This is a genomic window from Streptomyces nanhaiensis (genome assembly GCF_046614825.1).
In the GTDB taxonomy this organism is placed as follows: Bacteria; Actinomycetota; Actinomycetes; order Streptomycetales; family Streptomycetaceae; genus Streptomyces; species Streptomyces radiopugnans.
The window spans coordinates 1-17,045 of the sequence record NZ_JBKJFM010000136.1; the positions used below are offsets into that span (position 1 = coordinate 1).

General features: G+C 74.0%; 14 protein-coding genes and 1 other RNA gene. 12 read left to right on the forward strand and 3 right to left on the reverse strand.

Annotation, left to right across the window (positions count from 1 at the left end):
• A partial coding sequence (locus ACLIYP_RS23830; protein ID WP_412715172.1) for an FHA domain-containing protein occupies positions 1-972 on the reverse strand: 972 nt, incomplete at its 3' end.
• Between the two features lie 409 nt (positions 973-1,381).
• Here ACLIYP_RS23830 and ACLIYP_RS23835 point away from each other — a divergent pair.
• From ACLIYP_RS23835 to ACLIYP_RS23850, 4 genes are all read left to right on the forward strand, one after another.
• Positions 1,382-3,178 (forward strand): serine/threonine-protein kinase, encoded by a 1,797-nt coding sequence (locus tag ACLIYP_RS23835; RefSeq protein WP_412715173.1) that lies wholly within the window; start codon positions 1,382-1,384, stop codon positions 3,176-3,178.
• A gap of 135 nt (positions 3,179-3,313) precedes the next feature.
• Positions 3,314-4,633, forward strand: a complete 1,320-nt coding sequence (locus ACLIYP_RS23840) for a serine/threonine-protein kinase (RefSeq protein WP_412715174.1) — start codon at positions 3,314-3,316, stop codon at positions 4,631-4,633.
• Positions 4,634-4,734: 101 nt separating this feature from the next.
• Complete coding sequence (prfB, locus tag ACLIYP_RS23845) at positions 4,735-5,853, forward strand: peptide chain release factor 2 (RefSeq protein ID WP_412715175.1); 1,119 nt, start codon at positions 4,735-4,737, stop codon at positions 5,851-5,853.
• Between the two features lie 322 nt (positions 5,854-6,175).
• A complete protein-coding gene (locus tag ACLIYP_RS23850) occupies positions 6,176-6,988 on the forward strand; it encodes a hypothetical protein (RefSeq protein WP_412715176.1) in 813 nt (270 codons plus the stop codon).
• 177 nt (positions 6,989-7,165) lie between these two features.
• On the opposite strand, the gene ACLIYP_RS23855 is transcribed toward ACLIYP_RS23850, so the two are convergent.
• Positions 7,166-7,366 (reverse strand): hypothetical protein, encoded by a 201-nt coding sequence (locus tag ACLIYP_RS23855; RefSeq protein WP_410538365.1) that lies wholly within the window; start codon positions 7,364-7,366, stop codon positions 7,166-7,168.
• Between the two features lie 281 nt (positions 7,367-7,647).
• Between ACLIYP_RS23855 and ftsE the strand changes: the two genes are divergently transcribed.
• The 5 genes from ftsE to ssrA all read left to right on the forward strand — a co-directional run bounded on the left by ftsE (position 7,648) and on the right by ssrA (position 11,759).
• A complete protein-coding gene (gene ftsE, locus ACLIYP_RS23860) occupies positions 7,648-8,337 on the forward strand; it encodes a cell division ATP-binding protein FtsE (protein ID WP_093654086.1) in 690 nt (229 codons plus the stop codon).
• Positions 8,338-8,346: 9 nt separating this feature from the next.
• Positions 8,347-9,264 (forward strand): permease-like cell division protein FtsX, encoded by a 918-nt coding sequence (ftsX, locus tag ACLIYP_RS23865; protein WP_412715177.1) that lies wholly within the window; start codon positions 8,347-8,349, stop codon positions 9,262-9,264.
• A gap of 131 nt (positions 9,265-9,395) precedes the next feature.
• Complete coding sequence (locus ACLIYP_RS23870; protein ID WP_412715178.1) at positions 9,396-10,634, forward strand: S41 family peptidase; 1,239 nt, start codon at positions 9,396-9,398, stop codon at positions 10,632-10,634.
• 18 nt (positions 10,635-10,652) lie between these two features.
• Positions 10,653-11,132, forward strand: a complete 480-nt coding sequence (gene smpB / locus ACLIYP_RS23875) for an SsrA-binding protein SmpB (protein ID WP_093654092.1) — start codon at positions 10,653-10,655, stop codon at positions 11,130-11,132.
• Between the two features lie 255 nt (positions 11,133-11,387).
• Positions 11,388-11,759: a transfer-messenger RNA gene (ssrA, locus tag ACLIYP_RS23880) on the forward strand.
• Positions 11,760-11,851: 92 nt separating this feature from the next.
• On the opposite strand, the gene ACLIYP_RS23885 is transcribed toward ssrA, so the two are convergent.
• Positions 11,852-13,210, reverse strand: a complete 1,359-nt coding sequence (locus tag ACLIYP_RS23885) for an MFS transporter (protein WP_412715179.1) — start codon at positions 13,208-13,210, stop codon at positions 11,852-11,854.
• Positions 13,211-13,293: 83 nt separating this feature from the next.
• On the opposite strand from ACLIYP_RS23885, the gene ACLIYP_RS23890 reads away from it, so the two are divergent.
• The 3 genes from ACLIYP_RS23890 to ACLIYP_RS23900 form a co-directional block, all read left to right on the forward strand.
• On the forward strand, positions 13,294-14,271 hold the full coding sequence (locus ACLIYP_RS23890) for a LysR family transcriptional regulator (RefSeq protein ID WP_412715180.1): 978 nt from the start codon (positions 13,294-13,296) through the stop codon (positions 14,269-14,271).
• Between the two features lie 199 nt (positions 14,272-14,470).
• Positions 14,471-15,880 (forward strand): MFS transporter, encoded by a 1,410-nt coding sequence (locus tag ACLIYP_RS23895; RefSeq protein ID WP_412715181.1) that lies wholly within the window; start codon positions 14,471-14,473, stop codon positions 15,878-15,880.
• 176 nt (positions 15,881-16,056) lie between these two features.
• Positions 16,057-17,045: uroporphyrinogen-III synthase (locus tag ACLIYP_RS23900; RefSeq protein ID WP_412715182.1), on the forward strand; the 989-nt coding region annotated here is incomplete at its 3' end.

Below are 17,045 nucleotides of genomic sequence, written 5' to 3' on the forward strand. Positions count from 1 at the left end.
CTGGCCGACGCCGGGAGGCGCGATCCCGGCCCCGTGGGTGCCGCCGCCGGAGGGGAAGGGGTGGTCGGCGCGGCCGTGCTCGATCTCCTCGGCCGCCCCCGGACCCCCGGGGACGTAGGGGGTGGCCGCCGCGCCGGGGCCGCCCGGACCGCCGTCCCCGGGCCCGTACGGCGGTAGCGCCGCCCGGCCCAGCCCGCTGACCGTCTCGGCGGTGGGTGTGGCGGTGCCCGCGGGACCGGCGGGGGGCGCGGGGCTCTGCTCCGGGAGCGGCCCGGCCGCGCCGGCGCCTCCCGCGGTGACCCGCAGGTGCCCCTCCCCGTCCGGAAGGGCGGACGGCCCGCCCGGCAGCTCCTCCGCCCCGGCCCGCAGCCGTACGGCGGACTCGCCCAGCCGCAGCGTCGCGCCCGGGGGCAGCGGCACCGGACGGTCGTGGACCGCGGCGCCGTCGACCGTCGTGCCGTTGGTGGAGGCCAGGTCGGTGACCGTCACCACCCCCGACTCCGCCACGGTGACCATGCAGTGCAGCCGGGAGACGTCCGGATCGTCCAGCGGCACGTCCGCCTCGGCGGAGCGGCCGACGCTCACCTGCCCGCCCCGCAGCAGATGGACCCCGCCCGCGTCCGGTCCGGCGACCACGTGCAGCCGGGCACGCGCACCGGCGGGGGCCGGGCCGTGGCCCCAGGGGGCCGTCGGTCCGTACAGGGACACCACCGCGCCGTCCACCAGCGGCGGCACTCCCAGCATCTGGCGCCCGGCGTCCAGCCGCTGCGCGCCGGAGAACACCGCCACCGCCTCCCCGGAGCCCGCGGCGGGCGCGGCGCCGGCGGAGGCGGCCGCCGCCGCGAGGGCGCCGGTCACCGCGGAGAGGGCGGTGCCCGCGGGGGCGGTCACCAGCACGTCGCAACCGCCGGTGCTCTGCTCCGCGTGACCGACGCGCGGCCCGAGGACGGTCAGCCGGATCTGCATCGACATCGGCCCCTTCAGTCCCGTGATGCTGGATGCATCCTCGCACCGACCACCGTCATCGCACCCACGATCCTCCGTCGAATGATCTTGATTGGTCGGCTGTGCACGCAAATGTGGCCGGTAATTGCCCGTCCACTGTGCGTTTCACTCCGGTGCGAGAACCCGGACGACCGCCCGCCGCTCCGGGAGGGCCGCCCCCGCGCGGACCGGGGCCGCCCACCGGCAACCGTCCGCCCGCGCGGCGCGTCCGACAGGGCACGGGGACAGGCAGGGACAGACGGGGGACAGGGCGCGGGGCGCCCGGACGGGCGCCTGCTCGCGCCTGTGCCCTGTCGCACACGGCACTACAGTGAGCCGCCGGAGCGCCGTACAGTGGCGGCTCCGGCAGTTCCGAACGAACCAGGGAGCGCATGACGTGCGGCCGGTAGGGAGCAAGTACCTGCTCGAGGAGCCGCTCGGACGCGGCGCCACGGGCACCGTCTGGCGTGCGCGCGTGGGGGCGCCCCCCGGCGCGCCAGCGCTCGGGGGGAGGGAAGCGGCGGGCGCCGAGGCGGCCGTGGCCGGGCACCCCGGCGAGACCGTGGCCATCAAGGTCCTCAAGGAGGAGCTGGCGAGCGACCCGGACGTGGTGATGCGCTTCCTGCGCGAGCGCTCCGTCCTGCTCCGCCTGACCCACCCCAACATCGTCCGCACCCGCGACCTGGTGGTCGAGGGCGAACTCCTCGCCCTCGTCATGGACCTGATCGACGGCCCGGACCTGGACCGCTACCTGCGGCAGAACGGCCCCTTCTCGCCGGTCGCCGCCGCGCTGCTGACCGCGCAGATCGCCGACGCGCTGGCCGCCAGCCACGCCGACGACGTCGTCCACCGCGACCTCAAGCCCGCCAACGTGCTGCTCGCCGGTTCCGAGGACGACCCCGCGGGCCTGCGCCCGATGCTCACCGACTTCGGCATCGCGCGCCTGGCCGACTCCCCGGGACTGACCCGCACCCACGAGTTCGTCGGGACCCCGGCGTACGTCGCGCCCGAGTCCGCCGAGGGCCGGCCGCAGACCTCCGCCGTGGACGTCTACGGCGCGGGCATCCTGCTGTACGAGCTGGTCACCGGCCGTCCCCCCTTCGGCGGGGGCACCGCGCTCGAACTCCTCCAGCGCCATCTGACCGAGGAGCCGCAGCGCCCCGGCAACGTGCCCCTGCCGCTGTGGACGGTCATCGAGCGCTGTCTGCGCAAGAACCCCGATGAGCGGCCCGGCGCCGAGAACCTGGCCCGCGCCCTGCGGACGGTCGCCGAGGGGATCGGGGTGCACGCCACGCCCGCGCAGGCCGAGGCCGCGATGGGCGTCGCCGCGCTGCTGGCTCCCGACCCCTCGCCGACCCCGGTGCCGGGGCAGGCCCCGGCCGGCGCCTCCGATCCGACCCAGGTGCTGCCGACCACGGGCCGGCCCGGCGACGGCGCGCCCGCGTACGACCCCGACGCCGCCACCAGCTTCCTGCCGCACGCCGGCGGCCCCGGTCCGGGAGGCCCCGGCCGGGGCGGCTCGGACGAGGGCGCCACCCAGGTCATGCCGCCGATGCCCCCGGGGACACCCCCGGGCGGCGGCGACGCCCCCGGGCCCGAGCAGCCGCACCCCTGGCAGACCCAGCTGCGCGCCGCCCGGGACCGCAACGAGCAGACCCAGATCCAGCCGCTGGACCCGGAGCAGGACCCGCTGCGCCGCCGCCCCCAGCGCCGCCCCGCTCCGCAGCACCAGCAGCACCAGCAGCCCCCGCACCAGCAGCACCAGCCTCCGCCGCAGCCGCGGCAGCGCGCCCGGCAGCAGCAGCCGCAGCAGCCGTACGCCCCCGCGCCCCAGCACCGGCCGGAGCCGCAGCCGCAGCGGTACGAGCCCCCGCGCCCGCCCGAGCCCCGGCGTGAGCCCCGCCCGCCGCGGCAGCGCACCTCCAGCCCCATGCGCATCCCCGGGCTCGGCTGCCTCAAGGGCTGCCTGTTCATGGTCCTCATCTTCGTGCTGATCTGCGTGCTGGTGTGGAACTTCACCCCGCTGCCCGAGTGGTGGGACCAGGGCCGGCAGTTCTGGGAGGACACCAAGGACTGGGTGGGCGAGGCCTGGACGTGGATGACGGAGCTCGGCAACGCGGCCGAGGAACTGCCCACCGACCTCCCCTCGGACGTCCCCACGGACATCCCCACGGAGCTCCCCGCGGGCAACTGACGGCGGGGGGCTGGGGCCCCCGGATGCGGCGGACCGGTTGCTTTGTCGACTTTCGGGGCGGATTTCCGTCCCGGAGGTGGCGGTTGCCGCCATCCGGGGGGCGCGGCGCCCCCGTGGAAGCGTAGTTTTGTCGCCATGTCACGGAAGATCGGCAGTCGGTACACCGCCCATCGGATCCTGGGCCGGGGCAGCGCCGGCACGGTGTGGCTGGGCGTGGGGCCGAAGGGCAGCCCCGTCGCCGTCAAGCTGCTGCGCGAGGACCTGGCCTCGGACCAGGAGCTGGTGGGCCGTTTCGTCCAGGAGCGCACCGCGCTGCTCGCCCTCGACCACCCGCGCGTCGTCAAGGTGCGCGACCTGGTGGTCGACGGCAACGACCTCGCCCTCGTCATGGACCTCGTGCGCGGCACCGACCTTCGCACCCGGCTGGAGCGCGAGCGCCGCCTCGCCCCCGAGGTGGCCGTCGCCGTCGCCGCCGACGTCGCCGACGCGCTGGCCGCCGCCCACGCGGCCGGGATCGTCCACCGCGACGTCAAGCCCGAGAACGTCCTGCTCGACGTCCACGGCCCGGCCGGGCCCGGCGGGGCCCCGCCCGCGCTGCTCACCGACTTCGGCGTCGCCAAGCTGATCGACGCGCCCAGCCGGGGCGGCGGCAGCAAGGTCGTCGGCACCCCCGACTACGTCGCCCCCGAGATCGTCGAGGGCCTGCCGCCGCGCGCCTCCGTCGACGTGTACGCCCTGGCCACGGTGCTGTACGAGCTGCTGGCCGGTTTCACGCCCTTCGGCGGGGGCCACCCCGGGGCCGTGCTGCGCCGCCACGTCACCGAGCGCGTCGCCCCGCTGCCCGGCATCCCCGACGAACTGTGGCAACTGCTCAACCAGTGCCTGGCCAAGGCCCCCGCCTCCCGGCTGCGCGCCTCCGAGATGGCCGCGCGGCTGCGGGAGACGCTGCCGGTCCTGGAGGGGCTGCCGCCGCTGGACATCGACGAACCCGAGCCGGAGGCCGACGCCTACGGCGGCGAGCGGCAGGGAGCGTACGGACACCACGGCGGACACCACGGCGGCTCCGCGTACGACGACGGGCGGTACGGACCCGGCGCGGACGCCGACCCGTACGGCGCGCCCGCCCGCGGCGCCGTCCCGCTCGTCCACGGCGGGCCCGCCCCCGACTCCACCCGCGACACCCACACCAGCATGCGCGTCCCCGGCGCGGACGAACTGGCGGGCGGCGCCCACGGCACCGCACGCGCGCCCCGAGCCCCGGGCAGCCCGCGCGCCGGATCCGCCCGCCACCGGGCTGCCGAGCGCCGCCGCAGGGTCAGGCAGGGCGTCACGGCCACGGCCGTCGCCGCCGCGCTCGGCATCGGCGGCTGGCTGGCCCTGTCCGGCGGCGGCGAGGAGGGCGGCGGTCCCGCCGTCCCGTCGCAGAGCGAGGAGGACCGCCCAAAGGCGCCCTGAGCGGTCGGCTCCCGGCGCGCGGCGGGGCCCGGCCGGCGGGCCGCCGCCCCCCGTCGGACGGGGCGGCGGCAAAGCTCCTGGCAACCGTTAGTCTGGAGGGCGTGGCAGTCGTCGACGTATCCGAAGCACTGAAGTCCCTCACCTCGACCATGGAGTCGATCGAGGCCGTCCTGGACCTCGAGAAGCTGAGGGCCGAGATCGCCGTGCTCGAAGAGCAGGCGGCGGACCCGGCCCTGTGGAACGACACCGAGAACGCCCAGCGGGTGACCAGCAAGCTGTCCCTGCTCCAGGCGCAGGTCCGCAAGGTGGAGGAGCTGCACGGCCGGATCGACGACCTCGGGGTCCTGTTCGAGCTGGCCGAGGCCGAGGACGACGCCGACACGCGCGCCGAGGCCGAGAGCGAGCTCCAGGCCGTCCAGAAGGCCGTGGACGAGCTGGAGGTCCGCACCCTCCTGTCCGGCGAGTACGACCCCCGCGAGGCCATGGTCAGCGTCCGGGCGGAGGCCGGCGGCGTGGACGCCGCCGACTTCGCCGAGCAGCTCATGCGCATGTACCTGCGCTGGGCCGAGCGCAAGGGGTACCCGACCGAGGTCCTGGACACCTCGTACGCGGAGGAGGCGGGCATCAAGTCCGCCACCTTCTCCGTCAAGGCGCCCTACGCCTACGGCACCCTCTCCGTCGAGCAGGGCACCCACCGTATGGTGCGCATCTCGCCCTACGACAACCAGGGCCGCCGCCAGACGTCCTTCGCGGGCGTCGAGGTGATGCCGGTGGTCGAGCAGACCGACCACATCGAGATCCCCGAGAACGAGATCCGCGTCGACGTCTTCCGCTCCTCCGGCCCCGGCGGCCAGTCGGTCAACACCACCGACTCCGCGGTCCGGATGACGCACATCCCCACCGGCATCGTCGTCTCCTGCCAGAACGAGAAGTCCCAGATCCAGAACCGCGCCGCCGCCATGCGCGTCCTCCAGGCCCGCCTCCTGGCGCACCGCCGGGCGGAGGAGCAGGCCAAGATGGACGCCCTCAAGGGCGACGGCGGCAACTCCTGGGGCAACCAGATGCGTTCGTACGTCCTCCAGCCGTACCAGATGGTCAAGGACCTGCGCACCGAGCACGAGGTCGGCAACCCCCAGGCCGTCCTCGACGGCGACATCGACGGCTTCCTGGAGGCCGGCATCCGCTGGCGCAAGCAGCAGGAGCAGCAGAACGCAGGCTGATCCGCCCGGTCCGCGGCCGGCGGCCGGTTCGGCCGTTTCCCCGGAAGACCGCGCTCCTGTGTGTCGGTTCTGTCACAACCCGGTCCGCCGGGGCCCCAACTACCCGCCCACCGTGGACATTTCGGGTTGGTCCGGCTTGACGGCGGTGTCGGGGCTGGGAAAGCATTCTGGCCGGCACGCGCGTGTTCGGGGCGCGTAGGTACGGGGGTGGACAGAGTCCGACCGCTGATCGGTCGCCGGCTCGGCACGACGGACCCCGGCACGCAGGAAGCTCCGCACGGCTGCCCCACTGACGAAGACCACTACTGGGGGTAGTTGGCATATGGCAAATTCCAGGACGCGGGTGCGCGTCGCGCGGGTCGCCGCGGGTGCGGTGTTCCTCGCAGGTGTGTCGCTGACCGCCGTCGGCACGGCGTCGGCGCTGGAGCTGACCGCCGTCGTCCAGTCCGGGACCGAGGGCGGGGACAACGGAGGCGCGGCCTCGGTCTCCGTTACGGGCGGCACGTCCGGTGAGACCTCGGGCGTGGACGAGGGCCAGACCTCGGAGGGTTCCACCTCGGAGGGTTCGACCAGCGAGGGTTCCACCTCGGAGGGTTCGACCTCGGAGGGTTCCACCTCGGAGGGTTCGACCAGCGAGGGCTCCACCTCGGAGGGTTCGACCAGCGAGGGTTCCACCTCCGAGGGTTCCACCTCCGAGGGCTCCACCTCCGAGGGCTCCACCTCGGAGGGCTCGACGAGTGAGGGCTCCACCTCGGAGGGCCAGACCTCGGAGGGCTCGACCAGCGAGGGTTCGACCTCGGAGGGCTCCACCAGCAACGGCTCCAACGGCGGCTCGCCCGGCGGCACCGGCGGTTCCACCGGTGGCGACGGCGAGCAGCCGGCCAGCACCGGCGGCACCGGCGGCGGGGACGAGGACGCGAACACCTGCATCCTCGACGAGTCCACCGTGAACTGCGGCCCCGACACCGACTCCGTCGGCACCAGGCCGATCAGCCAGGAGAAGCCCAAGGAGGAGCTGGCCGAGACCGGCGCCGCCGAGACGACCTTCCTGCTGATCGGTGCGGCCACGATGATCGCCGGTGGTATCGGCTTCCGCCTGATGCCGCGCATGGTGAGCCGCAACACCGTCGCCTGAGCGATCGGCGCGGCGCCGCACACGCCGGACAGCGGGTGACGGCACGGAACAGCGCACAGGAGGGGCCCGGGACGCATCCAGCGTCCCGGGCCCCTCCCGCGTCTCACAGGTCTCGGTCTCGTACGTCGCGGCACGCGCGCGCCGCCGCACGGCCGCCGCACGGTGCCGCGGAGCGGTCTACACGGCGGCCTGGCGGGCCAGCAGGGCCACGGCGATCAGGGTCAGCAGCAGTGCCGCCAGCGCGGCCGGGGAAAGGGAGCCCAGGGAGAACGGCCCGTTCTCCTGGTGCAGCCGCTCACGGTGCGCGCGGCACACCGAGCAACGGCCCTCACTCACCGGCCCTGCGCAGTTGGCGCACACCAGTCGGTCGCACGTCATGCGATGTCCTCCTTATGCAACGCCAACGCCACCGGACGGCCTTCTGTTCCCGCTTCCGCCTGCGCGGGTCGGAAGCTCTGCTTCCACTGTGCCAGTACCGGGCCCGGAGCGCAGAAAGTCATGGCCAATGCCTGGTTTGTGCCTGATGCGCCGCCGGACAAAACCCCCAACCGCGGACGCCGACTGCGGGCCCCGCGCGGATTCGCGTAGGGTCACCACACCGACGGGGATCCACTCCGCGGCTTCCGCTGCCCCTACCCAGGTCGACGTGGTGTAAATCCGTGATCCGATTCGACAACGTCTCGAAGTTCTACCCCAAGCAGAACCGCCCCGCCCTCCGCGACGTGTCGCTGGAGGTCGAACGCGGCGAGTTCGTCTTCCTGGTGGGCTCCTCCGGCTCCGGCAAGTCCACCTTCCTGCGGCTGATCCTGAGGGAGGAGCGCGCCAGCCAAGGGCAGGTGCACGTCCTCGGCAAGGACCTCGCCCGCCTGTCCAACTGGAAGGTGCCGCACATGCGCCGCCAGATCGGCACGGTCTTCCAGGACTTCCGGCTGCTCCCCAACAAGACCGTCGGGGAGAACGTCGCCTTCGCACTGGAGGTGATCGGCCGGTCGCGCGGCGACATCCGCAAGTCCGTTCCCCAGGTACTCGATCTGGTCGGACTGGCGGGCAAGGAGGACCGGATGCCCGGCGAGCTGTCCGGCGGTGAGCAGCAGCGGGTGGCCATCGCCCGCGCGTTCGTCAACAAGCCGAAGCTGCTGATCGCCGACGAGCCCACCGGCAACCTCGACCCGCAGACCTCGGTCGGCATCATGAAGCTGCTGGACCGGATCAACCGCACCGGGGCGACCGTGGTCATGGCCACGCACGACCAGCAGATCGTCGACCAGATGCGCAAGCGCGTGATCGAACTAGAAAAGGGCCGTCTCGTGCGCGACCAGTCGCGCGGTGTCTACGGCTACCAGCACTGAAAGGACGCCATGCGCGCCCAGTTCGTACTGTCGGAGATCGGCGTCGGTCTCCGCCGCAACCTCACGATGACCTTCGCGGTGATCGTCTCCGTCGCCCTGTCGCTGGCTCTGCTCGGCGGTGCGCTGCTCGCCCGTGAACAGGTGAACAGCATGAAGGGGTTCTGGTACGACAAGGTCCAGGTGTCGATCTACCTCTGCAACGAGAACGACGCCGAGTCCGACCCCAACTGCGCCAGGGGAGCGGTCACCGCGCAGCAGAAGCGCCAGATCAAGGCGGACCTCGACAAGCTCGACATAGTCGAGACGGTCTACCACGAGTCCGCCGAGCAGGCGTACAAGCACTACCGGGAGCAGTTCAAGGACTCCCCGCTGGCCGACTCGCTGACCCCGGACCAGATGCAGGAGTCCTACCGGGTGAAGCTGAAGGACCCGACCAAGTTCGAGGTCATCAGTACCGCCTTCTCCGGCCGCGAGGGCGTCCAGGAGGTCCAGGACCAGCGGAACCTGCTGGAGAACCTCTTCCGGATGCTGGAGGGCATGAACTTCGCGGCGCTCGGGCTGATGGGGCTGATGCTGGTCGTCGCCCTGCTGCTGATCGTCAACACCGTGCGGGTGGCGGCGTTCAGCAGGCGCAGGGAGACCGGGATCATGCGGCTGGTGGGCGCCTCCAGCTTCTACATCCAGATGCCGTTCATCGCGGAGGCCGCGTTCGCGGGGCTGCTGGGCGCGACCGGCGCCACGGTGCTGCTGGTGGTCGGCCGCTACTTCCTCATCGACGCCGGCCTGTCGCTGGCCGAGCAGATGCCGCTGATCGACTTCATCGGCTGGGACGCGCTGCTCAAGGTGCTCCCGCTGGTGTTCGTGGTCGGTGTGCTGATGCCCGCGCTGGCCGCCTTCATCACACTGCGTAAGTACCTGAAGGTGTGATGTGACCGCGATCCGGGAGCGCCCGGGGGCCGTTCGAACTCCCCCGGGCGCGCTCCGGATGTGACGAAGGACGCCGTGGCCGTCCGTGCAACCTCCCGTGCGACGCCTGCCCGTGTCCTAGACTCCGCAGCATGTCGGGTACGCCGAAGTTCGTTCCCCACGGTTCCGCCCGGGCCGAGGCCCGGGTCCTGGAAGGCGGGCGCCGGCCTCGCCGCATCCTCCGCGGAACGGGGCTGACCCTGGTCTTCGCGGTCGTACTGGCGACCGGGGCCGTCACCGAATCGTGGAGCGACGTCACCGAGGGTGACGTGGTGCCCGCGAGCCCGGGACCGGCCGGCGCGGAGGCGCGGCAGGGCGCCCCGCAGCACGAGGACGCCGTGCACGACGCCGAGGAACTGGTCAGCCGCAGCGGGGACCGCTGGGCCGCCGCGTACACCGCCCGCGAGTACGCGGGGCTCCGGCAGTCCCTGGACGGCCGGTACGTCGGCGTGGGCGTCTCCGTGCGCCGTACGGGCGCCGACCGCATCGAGATCGCCCGCGTCCAGCCCGGCAGCCCCGCCGCGAAGTCGGGCGTACGCGCCGGAGACCGGCTGGTCGCCGTCGACGGCACCGGGACCGAGGGCCGCCCCGTCACCGACGTGGTGGCCCTGCTGCGCGGCGGCGCGCCGGGGGAGGGGGCCCCGCCCGGCAGCCGGGTCGTCCTCGGGCTCGCGCGTGGGAGCCTGCAGTGGGAGGAGCGGCTGGAGCGGGCCCGGCTCAGCGTCGAGACCGTCACCGTCACCCCCCTGGGGGCGGACTCCCCCGGCGCGGCGGGGCACTCCGCGGCCGGCGTCACCCGCGTCAGGGTCGACTCGTTCACCAGGGGCACGGGGGAGGAGCTGCGGCGCGCGGTGGAGGACCTCCCCCCGGACGGGGGGATCCTGCTCGACCTGCGCGGCAACTCCGGCGGTCTGGTCGCCGAGGCCGCCGAGGCCGCCTCCGTCTTCCTCGACGGCGGTCTGGTGGCCACGTACGGGGACGGCGACACCGAGCGCGCGCTGTACGCCCGGCCGGGCGGGAACACCGCCTCCCCCCTGGTGGTGCTGGTCGACGGCGGCACGATGAGCGCCGCCGAACTCCTGGCCGGCGCCCTCCAGGACCGCGGCCGGGCGGTCGTCGTGGGCACCCGCACCTTCGGCAAGGGGTCGGTCCAGGAGCCGAGGGAGCAGCCGGACGGCTCGGTCGCCGAGCTGACCGTCGGCCACTACACCACCCCCGGCGGGCGGACCTTCGAGGAAGGGGGGCTGGTCCCGGACCTGGAGGTGCGGCCGGGGCAGGACGCGCAGGAGGAGGCCCGCACGGTATTGAGTGGCCTCGCCACCCGGTCGTAGTGGAACAATGGCGGGGTTATGGCTAAAGAGACGGGGCGCAAACTCATCGCGCAGAACAAGAAGGCGCGGCACGACTACCTCATCCTCGACACCTACGAGTGCGGGCTGGTGCTGACCGGCACCGAGGTGAAGTCGCTGCGGCAGGGGCGGGCCTCGCTGGTGGACGGCTTCGCCCAGCTCGACGGCGGTGAGGCGTGGCTGCACAACGTGCACATCCCCGAGTACAGCCAGGGGACGTGGACCAACCACAGCGCGCGGCGCAAGCGGAAGCTGCTGATGCACCGCGCCGAGATCGACAAGCTGATCGGCAAGCTCCAGGAGTCGGGTCTGACACTGGTCCCGCTCCAGCTGTACTTCAAGGACGGCCGCGCCAAGGTCGAGATCGCGCTGGCGCGAGGCAAGAAGGAGTACGACAAGCGGCACGCGCTGCGGGAGAAGCAGGACCGCCGCGAGGCCGAGCGCGCGGTCTCGGCGGCCCGCCGGCGGCAGCGCGCCTGACGGCCGGGCACGCCGCGGCGGACACCGCCCTCCGCCCCGGCGCGGTCCGTCCGGCCGTGCCGCGGCCCGGGGGCCGGGGGCGGTCCGGGGAACAATCCCGGGCCGGGCGCTGTCGAACCGTGCGTACGGGGCCCGCGCGGTCCGTCCGGACGGCTCACCGCAGGAGCGGGAATGCGTTGGCGGCCTCCCGCGTTGACCCGTACAATGGCACCAGCGCCGCCCGGTTCCGGCCGGGCGAGCTTGTCAAATCAACATGGGGATGATCGGTTTCGACAGCGGCTGTTGAAGCAGGGGAAGCGAGCCGAGGAACGCGGCAATGATCTCGTTAACCATCTGCCGCAAAAAAATAATCGCCAACACCAAGCGCGATTCCTTCGCCCTCGCTGCCTGAGCAGCGACCTGCGAAGTGTCAGCCCAGGGGCGTTCCCGCCCTGGATCCTGGCATCAGCTAGGGAACTCCACCGTTAACCCCGGTCACGGGGGCTGACGGGACATCAAACAGTGACTGGGCCTGTCGGCGGCTTGTCCGCGTGACCGCCGGGGCCGAGAAAATCACAGCGGACTGCGCTCGGAGAAGCCCTGGTTCTGCACCGTTGGACGCGGGTTCGATTCCCGCCATCTCCACTCATCCCATGTGGGCCGAAGGCCCCGCCGTCCACGGACGGCGGGGCCTTCGGCGTGCTCCGGGCCCGCCCGGGACACGGGCCCCGGACCGTGGCTCAGCGCCGCTTCCCGGGCGTCCGGGCCCGAGGCCCCGGAGTCCCGGTCGCGGCCGCCGTGGTCAGAGCGACGGCGGCCGCGAGGGCGGCCGCCACCGGCGGCACCGTGTACCCCCACGAGCCGCCCAGGTGTTCCGCCGCCCAGCCGCCCGCCGCCGAGCCGGCGGCTATGCCGCCCAGCAGCGCGGTGACGGCCAGGGTCATGCCCTCGTTCAGCCGGCCGGGCGGGGTCAGCCGCTGGACCAGCGTCGTACCGGTGACCATCGCGGGGGCCGTCGCCATCCCGGCGGCCAGCAGCGCGGGGGCCAGCACCAGCAGGCTGCCGGCGGTCGAGGCGATCAGCGGCAGCGTCATCAGGACGGCCATCGCGCCCACGCAGACCGCGAAGCGCCGTCCCGGCGACCCGGCCGGGCGCAGGGCGCCGAAGGCGAGTCCGGCCGCGCCCGAGCCAAGTGCCTGGAGGGCGAGGACGGCGCCCGCCGCGCCCTTGTGGCCCAGCCCGTCGGCGTACGCCACGGTCACCACCTCCAGGGCGCCGAAGACGGCTCCGGTGGCGAGGAAGGCTGCCAGCAGCCGCGGCAGGCCCGGGGTGCGCAGCAGCGTGGTTGCGCGGGCGGGGCCGTCGTGCGGTGCGACGGGCGGCTCGGTGCGGCGCTGGGCGGCGAACAGCAGGGTGCCGCCCAGCAGCAGGACGGTGGCGGTCAGGGTGCCCGCCTCGGGGAAGAGCGATACGCACAGGAAGGTGGCCAGCACCGGGCCGAGCATGAAGCACAGCTCGTCGAGGGCCTGCTCGAAGGAGTTGGCGGTGTGCCGCGCGGCCTCGGCCTCCGGGGAGGAGCCGCGGTACAGGTGCGCCCAGCGGGCCCGGGCCATGCCGCCGGTGTTGGGGGCTGTGGAGCCGGCCGCGTAGGCGGCGAACAGCGTCCAGTCCGGGGCGTCGTGGCGCACGCACAGCACCAGCGTCAGCGAGGCGGCCGCGGACAGGCACACCGCGGGGACGGCGATCCGGGCCTGCCCGTGGCGGTCCACCAGCCGTGCGACCAGCGGTGCCAGGAGGGCGGTGGCGACCAGCCCGGTGGCGGTGACGGCTCCGGCCAGGGCGTACGAGCCGCGGGTGGTGGCGATCATGATGACCGCGCTGATGCCCAGCATCCCCATCGGCATCCGGGCGAGGAGGCCCGCGAGGGCGAACGCCCGCGTCCCGGGCGGCGCGAACAGCCGTGCGTAGGGCGTGAACCAGCGCGTGCGAGCGGTGCGGCCGCCCTGGCCCGCGGGTCGGCCGCGCGGCGTGGCGGCCGGTTCGCCGCACCCGGCCGCGGGCGGCGGGACAGGGGCGGGTCCGGTGGACGATTTCGGCATGTACACACCCTGAGCCGGGCCTCTGTGAGGTGTCCAACACTTTGTGGCTGGCCATTGACGCGTTTCCGTTGTCACCATGGGGCGTGCCCCGAGACACCGACCCCCGGCTGCTGCGCGCCTTCGTCGCCGTCGCCGACGAACTGAACTTCACCCGCGCCGCCGCCCGGGTGTTCGTCGCCCAGCAGTCGCTGAGCCGCGACATAAGGCGGCTGGAGGAGCAGCTCGGCACCGTGCTGTTCGTCCGTACGACCCGGCGCGTGTCCCTGACCCCCGAGGGGGAGCGGCTGCTGCCGTACGCCCAGCGCGTGCTGGCTGCGCACGACGAGCTGAACGCCGCGGCCGTACGCGAGGAGCGCCCCCTGATCGTCGACGTCGGCGCCCCGGCCTCCACCGGGCAGCGGGTACTGGACGAGGCCCGGCGGCTGGCGCCCGACCTGGAGTTCGTCGCCCGCTACCACAGCGGCCTGATCGGTGCCGCCGCGGAGATCCGCGAGGGAAAGCTGGACGTCTCCTTCGGCCGGGTCGCCGGACTGGAGCAGGCCCTGCTGGGCGTGCTCGACCAACGTCTGATCCGCTACGAGAAGGTGGCCGTGCTGCTGCCGGAGGAACACCGGCTGGCCCGGCTGCCCAGGGTGCCGCTGGACGCGCTGGCGGGGGAGACCCTGTACGCCGGGGCCGGCAACCCCGAGACCGCGGAGTGGACCGACTACGCCCGCCGCCTCTTCGCGGGCCGCGGGATAGGGCTCGCGGCGCCCTTCCCCAAGATCGAGGGGGAGGCGGAGTTCACCCGGGTCGTCCGCAGGCGCGGCTGGTCGGTGCTGGCCAGCGAGGCCTTCGCCACGGTGCCGGGCATGGTGCTGCGCCCGCTGGTGGACCCCGTGCCGCTCTCACCCGTCTCGATGGTCTGGCGGCGCGGCCTGCGCCACCCCGGGCTGGAGGTGCTCCGGGCGGCGGCCCGGCGGCTGGCGGAGGCGGAACGCTGGCGGGAGCGGCCCCACGGCTCCTGGCTGCCGGAGCCGGACGCGCGGATGCTGGGGGTGGCCGCGCCGTCCGTGCGCTGACCTCCCCCGCGTCCCGGCCGCGGTCCGGCGGCCCGGCGCGCCCTCTCCCCGGAGCCGGGCCCACCCCCTGCGGAGCCGGGCTCACACCCCCTCCGGGCTCCGGGTGAGAGCAAGGTTGCGCGGAGGTCACCTGGCGGCACCGGGGTGAAACGCGCCGTCCATAGCGTCGGGAGCCGACACCCGACGCTATGGAGGCGACATGACCGCTCCGACGACCGCACCCGGCAGGGGCCGCTGGATCGAGCACTGGGATCCGGAGGACGAGGGCTTCTGGGAGAGGAAGGGCCGCCGCGTCGCCCGCCGCAACCTCGCGCTGTCGGTGGTCTCCGAACACATCGGCTTCTCGGTGTGGAGCATGTTCTCGGTCCTCGCCCTGTTCATGGGCCCCGAGTACGGAATCGACCCGGCGGGGAAGTTCTTCCTGGTCGCCGTCGCCTCCCTGGTGGGCGCCGCGCTGCGGGTGCCCTACGGCTTCGCGGTCGCCCGCTTCGGCGGCCGCAACTGGACGGTGATCAGCGCCGCGATGCTGCTGGCGCCCACCACCGCCCTGCTGTTGGTCATGGAACCGGGCACCTCGTACACCACCTTCATGCTGGTGGCGGTCCTCACCGGTGTCGGCGGCGCCAACTTCGCCTCCTCCATGACCAACATCAACAGCTTCTACCCGCTGCGCCTGAAGGGCTGGGCCCTGGGGGTGAACGCGGGCGGGGGCAACATCGGCGTCGCCGTCGTCCAGCTCGCCGGCCTGCTGACCATCGCCGTCGCCGGGGCCGCGCAGCCCAGGCTGCTGCTCGCCGCCTACCTGCCGCTGATCGTCGCCGCCACGGTGCTCAGCGCGCGGTACATGGACAACCTCGGCCCCGTGCGCAACGACACGGGCGCGGCGAGGGAGGCGGCGCGCGACCGCCACACCTGGATCATGTCGTTCCTCTACATCGGCACCTTCGGCTCCTTCATCGGCTACAGCTTCGCCTTCGGCCTGGTGCTCCAGAACCAGTTCGGCCGCACCCCCCTGCAGGCCGCCTCGCTCACCTTCATCGGCCCGCTGCTGGGCTCGCTGATCCGCCCCGTCGGCGGCCGGCTCGCCGACCGGCTCGGCGGCGCGCGGGTCACCCTGTGGAACTTCGGGGCCATGACGGGGGCGGTCGGCATCGTCGTGGCCGCGTCGGTGCGGGAGTCCCTGGCGCTGTTCATCGCCGGCTTCATCGTCCTGTTCGTCCTCACCGGCCTGGGCAACGGCTCGACGTTCAAGATGATCCCGGGCATCTTCCAGGCCAAGGCCCATGCGATGGGTCTGACCGGGGAGGCTGCCGCCGTCCGCGCCCGGCGGCTGTCGGGCGCCTCCATGGCACTGATCGGGGCGGTCGGCGGCTTCGGCGGGGTGGGCATCAACATGGCCCTGCGCCAGTCCTTCCTCACCTCCGGCACCGGCACCGGGGCCTTCGCGGTCTTCCTCGGCTACTACGTGGTGTGCGCGGCGGTCACCTGGGCCGTATACCTGCGGCGCGGGGCGGGGAGTGCCGGCGGGGGCGCCGGGGGCGGTGGCGGGCGTGTCCGTGCCGCGGCGGCGGGGCAGGAGGAGGCGCGGGCCGCCTACGCGGGGGTGTGAGGGGCGGGTGCGCCTGTGGCGGGCGCGGGCCGGGGTGAGGTGGTCCGGGGTGCGGGGCGGCGCGCGTAACACTGGGGAAACCACGGCGAACCGGGGGCGTCACGCGCGCTTGTCAGGCTCGGTCGCCCACGGCTGTGCGGGCGAGACCCGTACGAACGACTGCGGACGAGGACCCAATGCACCAGGTCGGACCACTGGAAGGCTTCACCGTCGGCGTCACCGCGGCCCGGCGCGCCGACGAACTGGGCGCCCTGCTGGAGCGGCGCGGCGCGGCGGTGGTGCACGCCCCGGCGCTGCGCATCGTGCCGCTGGCCGACGACGCCGAGCTGCTCGGCGCCACCGAGGCGCTGCTCGGCCACGCCCCCGACACGGTGGTGGCCACCACCGCCATCGGCTTCCGCGGCTGGGTGGAGGCCGCCGAGGGCTGGGGGCTGGGCGAGGAGTTGCGGGGGGTGCTGGACGGTGTGGAACTGCTCGCCCGCGGCCCCAAGGTGCGCGGCGCGGTACGGGCCGCCGGGCTGACCGAGGCGTGGTCGCCGCCGTCGGAGTCGCTGGCCGAGGTCCTGGACCGGCTGCTGGCCGAGGGCGTCGCCGGACGCCGGATCGCCGTCCAGCTCCACGGCGAGCCGCTGCCCGGTTTCGTCGAGGCGCTGCGCGAGGCGGGGGCGGAGGTCGTCGGTGTCCCCGTCTACCGCTGGCTGCCGCCGGAGGACGTCGCTCCGCTGGACCGGCTGGTCGACGCCGTGCGGGCCCGCTCGGTGGACGCGGTCACCTTCACCTCCGCCCCCGCCGCCGCCTCGCTGCTGGAGCGTGCGGAACGGCTCGGTGTGCGGGAGGGGCTGCTGGAGGCGCTGCGGGGGGACGTGCTGGCCGCGTGCGTGGGGCCGGTCACCGCGCTGCCGCTGGTCGCGCACGACGTGCCGGTGGTGCGGCCCGAGCGGTTCCGGATCGGGCCGCTGGTGCAGTCGCTGTGCCGGGAGCTGCCCGATGGAGTAGAGGCGGATCCGGGACAGCTCGTACATGGCGGCGGGGCTCTCGTTGCTCTGGCGTCGCTGGGGACGGGGGTTCAGCTGTGGAAGGGCAGTCCGGCGTCGGCGGCCGGTTCGCGGGCGTCGGGGCCGGGGGGCCGCAGCAGGGGTGCGCTGCCGTGTCCGACGGGCACGAC

Bases quoted from the DNA above. Each gene is read 5' to 3' on its own strand.
- ACLIYP_RS23885 (WP_412715179.1), bottom strand. From the start codon at position 13,210: ATGCCGAAATCGTCCACCGGACCCGCCCCTGTCCCGCCGCCCGCGGCC.
- ACLIYP_RS23840 (WP_412715174.1), top strand. From the start codon at position 3,314: ATGTCACGGAAGATCGGCAGTCGGTACACCGCCCATCGGATCCTGGGC.
- ACLIYP_RS23855 (WP_410538365.1), bottom strand. From the start codon at position 7,366: ATGACGTGCGACCGACTGGTGTGCGCCAACTGCGCAGGGCCGGTGAGT.
- ACLIYP_RS23850 (WP_412715176.1), top strand. From the start codon at position 6,176: ATGGCAAATTCCAGGACGCGGGTGCGCGTCGCGCGGGTCGCCGCGGGT.
- ACLIYP_RS23895 (WP_412715181.1), top strand. From the start codon at position 14,471: ATGACCGCTCCGACGACCGCACCCGGCAGGGGCCGCTGGATCGAGCAC.
- ACLIYP_RS23870 (WP_412715178.1), top strand. From the start codon at position 9,396: ATGTCGGGTACGCCGAAGTTCGTTCCCCACGGTTCCGCCCGGGCCGAG.
- ftsX (WP_412715177.1), top strand. From the start codon at position 8,347: ATGCGCGCCCAGTTCGTACTGTCGGAGATCGGCGTCGGTCTCCGCCGC.
- smpB (WP_093654092.1), top strand. From the start codon at position 10,653: ATGGCTAAAGAGACGGGGCGCAAACTCATCGCGCAGAACAAGAAGGCG.